The organism is Bacillus sp. FJAT-53060 (assembly GCF_037104745.1).
In the GTDB taxonomy this organism is placed as follows: domain Bacteria; phylum Bacillota; class Bacilli; order Bacillales; family Bacillaceae; genus Bacillus; species Bacillus stratosphericus_B.
In genome coordinates, this window is sequence record NZ_JBAWSW010000089.1 from 1 (window position 1) to 617 (window position 617).

2 tRNA genes and 1 rRNA gene are annotated in these 617 nt (G+C 39.1%); all 3 read right to left on the reverse strand.

The window, feature by feature from the left end:
- Positions 1-19: 19 nt before the first annotated feature.
- Positions 20-95 (reverse strand) — tRNA-Thr (locus WAX46_RS15670).
- 38 nt (positions 96-133) lie between these two features.
- Positions 134-206: transfer RNA gene (locus WAX46_RS15675), tRNA-Val, on the reverse strand.
- Between the two features lie 322 nt (positions 207-528).
- Positions 529-617: ribosomal RNA gene (gene rrf / locus WAX46_RS15680) — 5S ribosomal RNA — on the reverse strand; the annotation flags it as partial.

Here is a 617-nt window from a genome sequence, read left to right on the forward strand (position 1 = left end):
CTATCTTACCATAAAAAAGTGGTGCCGGCAAGAGGACTTGAACCCCCAACCTACTGATTACAAGTCAGTTGCTCTACCAGTTGAGCTACACCGGCTTTATCTTATCCTAACATTATGTAAGAATAAAATATGATGGAGGATGACGGGCTCGAACCGCCGACCCTCTGCTTGTAAGGCAGATGCTCTCCCAGCTGAGCTAATCCTCCACTATGTAGGAATCTCTCGATCCGACAAAGATTATTATATACAGGTTTTACTTATTTGTAAAGGCTATATTAAAAAAATATTTCATTTTAATCACCTATTTTTTTAACAAATGATAGTCTCAGTCTAGTCACTCCATTCTATATTCTCTTTCCTTTGACGGTATAGTCATCTGTATCTATTAAAATAATAAGATTTAGTTATACACCTCTATGAATTTGCAATCTACTACTCTATCTCTTTATTTCTTTTTCAGTGATCCTCTAGATTTTATTCCTTAAAACACAAAAAAGACCAGTTCCGTCTGGAACTGATCCTTATAAAGCTTGGCGGCATCCTACTCTCACAGGGGGAAACCCCCAACTACCATCGGCGCTGAAGAGCTTAACTTCCGTGTTCGGTATGGGAACGGG